Genomic DNA, 5,214 nt, shown 5'->3' on the forward strand with positions numbered 1-5,214 from the left:
TTTACTGAGGTCTACTGACAGACAAAAAAGTGATCGGCTTGAATGGTATTGAGCGATCGGCATCATGGTATTACGCAAAAAGCACTTTTGCCATCAAATATTTCTTTTAATCGCTTATTGCTTGTTTTTTCCGGAACAAAAGATTTAAACATTTTATTTAGTTCTTCATCCAATAAAGAAACACCAAGCAAAACACATCCTCTGTCAGCCTCTTCCATCAGTAGCGAATATGTATGGTCAAAGAACTCTTGTGAATCAGGATGTTCTAAAAGGGAAGCCATAGTTAAATTTTCCTGAAGGCTAACGAGGCTGTAGAATAACTCCAACAGCCAAAATCAATTAAAAAACGAGCTCCTGCAATTAATTCTAAGCGTTTTTAGAGCATTAGGTAATGCATTTGGAACCCATAAAACAGGCTGTTTTCTTTAAAAAGAGTAATTCTACAGCCAAAACGCCCTGTTAATAGGCAAATTTATGTTGGCTATAATGTGAAGCGGAGCGAAACCAAGCCTGCGTAATTTTATCCAATTTAAACAGTTTGTTAGCTGCCAGTAGCTAGTTCATTTATATACCATTGCTTATGAAACTCAGTTAAATCTTCCATTTGCTTTCCAAGCACACCGATAAAGCCGCCAGTCCACGTTGAAAAAGCTTGTGAGCCATCAAGTTTGTATACATTTTGAGATAAGCTCCTTAAAGTATAAACAGGATTCTGAATACCATATTCCATACCTGTTTCCTTAAAGTAACTACCTTCAAGCATAAATTTTTGGCGACCTTTAAATGACAATACAACTCTGTGGTACTCGTTGTCTTTTAAACTCTCAGACAGCTGTAATAGGACTATTGAAACATCCAATGGACTTTTATCTGATTGAACATCTCTAATATCAAAAACTATAATGCTTGGGTTAACAAACCATTCAAAATGGACAAAAACACTAATTCCTTCATTTCTTGGGTCTGAGGCTAATACGCCAGATAGTTTTTTTTGCAAAGTAAGGTAATTCCAACTAGCAACTAAAGCACCAATCAAAGCAAATATCATTATAAGTTTACGCATAGTATTTATCTTCCTTGAGGCAGCTAACAATTTAATAGTGCGCTCATCGCGCATATTTCTGCCGATGTCACACTCATTTTTCTACTTTATACAGTTTTAACAAATAACCTAAGGTATTACTATCACTAAGTTTTCTAAAATTTCTTAGTAACGTTAAATAGATCAATATGCGTGCACAGCTCACTTTCATGAATATATTTGCAAAGAGCAATTTGACCAATCAATTAACTACGATATTTAGCCAATATCAATGTCCGCTGATCGCTCTATGCTGCCACCTAAAAAATTAAGCTTTAAAACGCAGTAAGCGCATATAAAATGCGCTTACTGGGAGTAATTTACTTTAAGCTAACTTTTAAAGTTAGTGCCTAAAGCTTGATACTAGCGCGGGTATACCTGGCAGCATGCCTACCATGGCCATTACGCTGGTTAGTAGTACAAACATGACCAGTGGAATGATCCAGCGGCTCATGCGGGTGAGTTCTTTACTTCTTTCTTTACAGCCAATAAAGCCTAAGTTGTCTAGCAATATGGTGAGTGACCAACCAAATGCTGGGTTAACTAAGCTTGAAGCAAATACTACAATAGCAGCTGATTGGGTGGTTTTACCTACGCGAGTCATTTCCATGCCGGCTTCTAGTAGTGGAATAAATACCCCTACTATTAGCGCTACACACAGCACAGGTTGCCAAATTGCAAGGTCCATAGGGTAGCCCCATACGCCGGCAATAATACAAAATAGTGCGGTTAAAATAGCGCCTGCTGGTATTGGGCGTTTAGCAATGGCTGCAGGCACTATGTAAGTGCCCCACGATGATGCAAAGTTAGCGCCGCCCAGTAGCGAGCCAAAGGTTTGCCTAACTGATGCGCTAAGCATGGTGTCGTCTATGTTCATTTGTACTTTTTCGGTACGTTTTGGGTAGCTTATTTTTTGAAATACCTGATGGCCTAAAAAGTCCGGTGACCACATAGCAACAGCAAGCACTGCAAATGGCAGTACTACTACAAAGCTTTCTAGGGTAGGTAAGCCTAACATCCAGCCAGTGTCTTCGCCCCACCAGTACATAGGGTCCATGTTTGGCAGGCCCGGTGCAGTATGAAACTCAAACGGTGCGCCTAATGCAAAAGCTATTGCGCCGCCTAAAATACAGCTAAGTGGTACGGCTAACCAACGCTTTTTAAAATGCTCTAACATGGCATATAAAATTATAGTGGAAAAAATAACAATAAAGGCAATGTGGGTCATATCGATGGCTTCGGCCCATGCAAACAGCTTTTTAACTTGCGAGGTTATGCCTATAAACCCTAGGTAGAGTAAAAGCCCGCCACATACGCCTTTACTGGTTAGTTTAGCCAGTAGGGTTCCGCCTTTACTTATTGCCAAAATTAAACCAAAGGCAGCTATGAGCAAGCCAAATGCCATAGGGTGCCCCCCTGCTGCAACTACAATTGGAATTAACGGGATTAAAGGGCCATGAGTACCGGCTAAGTTAGCGGTAGGTAAAATAAAGCCTGAAAACAAAATAATAAAAAAGGCGACGATAAGTAATTCGTAACGCACGTTTTCTAAAACAAAAGCGTCACTTAAACCCAGTGGGCTTGCAAACGTTGCGGCAATAGCGGCAACCATAACCACTTTACCTATGGTGGCAGCCATTGCAGGAATAGCGTCTTCAAATTCGAATCTGTAGTCTCTAAAGGGTAAGTTTGGGCGCCAGCGTTTAGGCTGCATAATTTGCAGCTCGTGTTCTAGGTATTCGTCTCGGCTATTAAACTCAGAGCTAGGCTTGTGTAGATTTTTATAGCTATTGGTAGCGGTTTGAGTATCCGCTCCTGGTTTGGCATCAGATGAAATATCATCTTGCGGCGTGGTATTCATGGCTTCTCCTGCAACATAGTTGCTCACTCAAAATAAAAATACAGCTTTGTTTAAAGCAAATAAAAATTGAGGCGGCAGGATAAAGCAGCTAGCAACAGATTACGATTAGTCAAAGGTCTTGTATGAAACTATTTAGTAACATTTATATACCTATAGCTGAATGTAGTATTTGATGTTAAATGTGATTTTTATTGTTTTTAAACAGATGGTTAGCTTATTTTTATAAAGGTTAAAGTGCAATGCGTTGTTTTTTAGCACTTACAGCAATAATAAAAATTAAAATAATTTTATCTGCATTTATATTATGTTGTTTAAGAAAATAGGGCATTTAGCCATGCTTTAGCTGATAATTTAACTAAAGTTTGGTTATTGATACAAAAATAACGCAGCAAAATAATAACGTGTGGCTTTGCATCTCTCTATAATTAGTAGGCTATTGCATGCGAGCTTAATTGCTTTAACAAGGATAAAAAACAGTTTACTGTTTTTGTTAGCGCTCATCAGATAGAATCCGCCTTATGATTTTTACTTGTTAAGTATTTTCAAAACCGTAACGTTTAAATAGCGAGACCTTCTTATCCTTTTAGAAAATGATACAAAACCAATGAATGATATAACGATAGCAACCCACAACGGTACTTTTCATGCAGATGATGTTTTTAGTGTAGCTGCACTTAAGTATATTTATCCTTCTTTTAAACTTATACGCACCCGCGATATGGAGCTTATAAGCAAAGCCGATGTTGTGATTGATGTAGGTGGCGAGCATAACCCAGAGACAGGCCGTTTTGATCACCACCAACGTGGCGGTGCCGGGGCGCGTGAAAATGGTATTCCTTTTTCTTCATTTGGTTTAATTTGGCAAAAATATGGCCTTGAAATATGCCAAGGCAGCCAAGAAACAGCCAATGCAATTGACTCTGGTTTAGTCTCTACTATTGATGCAATTGACTGCGGCCATGTTGAAGGCGTTGCTAAAGGCATTAGCCTTAGCCAAACTATTTCAATGTTTAACCCAACGTGGCAAGAAGAGGGTAACTTTGATGCCTGTTTTGATGAAGCGGTTGAGTTTGCATCGCGCATTTTAACTCGCTTTATAGCTGCGGCTAACGGTGGCATTAATGCAAAAGCAATTGTTGCTAAAGCGATTGAAAATGCAGCTGATCCACGCGTAATTGTGTTAGAGCAATACACACCGTGGAAAAAAACCGTGCATGCGCTTTCTGATAAAGCATTATATATGGTTTATCCTTCGCACTCTGGCCAGTGGATTGTGCAAACTGTACCGGTTGAGCCAGGATCGTTTGAAGACCGCAAGTCACTCCCAAAACCGTGGGCTGGTTTATCTGATAAAGAATTTCAGGACGAAACTGGGCTTGAAGATGCTGTTTTTTGTCATAACGGTTTATTTATTGCTGGCGCAAAGTCGTTTGCAAGTGCGATGAAAATGGCAGCAATGGCGCTAGAAGCTTAGTAATATAGGGCTTTAAAAGTGCTAGACGCTAAAATTAATATTTACGCGCATAAAAAAACGCTAGCAAGTTAAGCTAGCGTTTTTAATTATGCCTAAAGCCTAAAGCCTAAAGCCTAAAGCTTTATTCTTTAACCGCTATGGCTATTTCTACTTCATCAGCACTTTTGTAATATTCGTAGTCGCAGCTGTAGGTACGAGTAAAACGACAGTCGTCTGAGCTAAAGTATTGCCAAATTTCGCCCCACAGGTCGATTACCGCATCGGGCATTTCACCTGTCCCGTTAAATACTAAATAACTCCCTGCCTCGGTAGTTACTTTTACTGACTTTTGATCTCCAATCGATAAGTCGTCGCAACAGGCTATTACATCAAATTCACCGGTTACATCGCTTTCATAGTTAGTGTAAACACCATACGTTTTTGTATTTTTTGTTAGCTGTTGTCCATGCTTTTCACCAAATTTTTGCCAAAGCTCCGTTATTTTTGCAGTGCCAGAGTTCATTTCATCGGCGTTACACGTTCTTACCTTTAAACCAGTTAAAGTTATACTTGGGAGTTGCTTTACTTGCATTATGACCTTCCTTACTTCAATCACTTAGCTTTAACGTAACTATAACGTAACAGAAAAACCATTATGGACTGTAACTATTTATAAGTCCTTTAAATTATTTAATTTGAACTCTGGTTAAGGGATTTATTATTACAGCAATTATAAACTCTCTTTTATCAACTTTTGCCGTAAAACACCGTTCCTTTAGGTCGGTGATATAAGGCAATAGTCGCGAAGCGACTAAGTGG

General features: G+C 39.2%; 5 protein-coding genes. 1 reads left to right on the forward strand and 4 read right to left on the reverse strand.

The features are described from left to right. Positions 1-62: 62 nt before the first annotated feature. The 3 genes from J5X91_RS17735 to J5X91_RS17745 form a co-directional block, all read right to left on the reverse strand. Positions 63-281 (reverse strand): hypothetical protein, encoded by a 219-nt coding sequence (locus J5X91_RS17735; RefSeq protein ID WP_208835361.1) that lies wholly within the window; start codon positions 279-281, stop codon positions 63-65. Between the two features lie 260 nt (positions 282-541). Then, the gene (locus J5X91_RS17740; RefSeq protein ID WP_208835362.1) at positions 542-1,117 is read right to left on the reverse strand and encodes a hypothetical protein; all 576 of its coding nucleotides are present in this window, start codon (positions 1,115-1,117) and stop codon (positions 542-544) included. A gap of 307 nt (positions 1,118-1,424) precedes the next feature. Further along, the gene (locus J5X91_RS17745) at positions 1,425-2,942 is read right to left on the reverse strand and encodes a DUF3360 family protein (RefSeq protein WP_011329666.1); all 1,518 of its coding nucleotides are present in this window, start codon (positions 2,940-2,942) and stop codon (positions 1,425-1,427) included. A gap of 604 nt (positions 2,943-3,546) precedes the next feature. Between J5X91_RS17745 and J5X91_RS17750 the strand changes: the two genes are divergently transcribed. Further along, on the forward strand, positions 3,547-4,416 hold the full coding sequence (locus J5X91_RS17750; RefSeq protein ID WP_208835363.1) for an MYG1 family protein: 870 nt from the start codon (positions 3,547-3,549) through the stop codon (positions 4,414-4,416). Positions 4,417-4,537: 121 nt separating this feature from the next. Here J5X91_RS17750 and J5X91_RS17755 read toward each other — a convergent pair whose 3' ends face one another. Continuing rightward, positions 4,538-4,987: a GyrI-like domain-containing protein gene (locus tag J5X91_RS17755; protein ID WP_208835364.1), complete on the reverse strand. Its 450-nt coding sequence runs from the start codon at positions 4,985-4,987 to the stop codon at positions 4,538-4,540. Positions 4,988-5,214: the final 227 nt, after the last annotated feature.

This window comes from Pseudoalteromonas sp. K222D, assembly GCF_017653575.1.
GTDB classification, from domain to species: Bacteria; Pseudomonadota; Gammaproteobacteria; order Enterobacterales; family Alteromonadaceae; genus Pseudoalteromonas; species Pseudoalteromonas nigrifaciens.

Bases quoted from the DNA above. Each gene is read 5' to 3' on its own strand.
- J5X91_RS17735 (WP_208835361.1), bottom strand. From the start codon at position 281: ATGGCTTCCCTTTTAGAACATCCTGATTCACAAGAGTTCTTTGACCAT.
- J5X91_RS17740 (WP_208835362.1), bottom strand. From the start codon at position 1,117: ATGCGCGATGAGCGCACTATTAAATTGTTAGCTGCCTCAAGGAAGATA.
- J5X91_RS17745 (WP_011329666.1), bottom strand. From the start codon at position 2,942: ATGAATACCACGCCGCAAGATGATATTTCATCTGATGCCAAACCAGGA.
- J5X91_RS17750 (WP_208835363.1), top strand. From the start codon at position 3,547: ATGAATGATATAACGATAGCAACCCACAACGGTACTTTTCATGCAGAT.
- J5X91_RS17755 (WP_208835364.1), bottom strand. From the start codon at position 4,987: ATGCAAGTAAAGCAACTCCCAAGTATAACTTTAACTGGTTTAAAGGTA.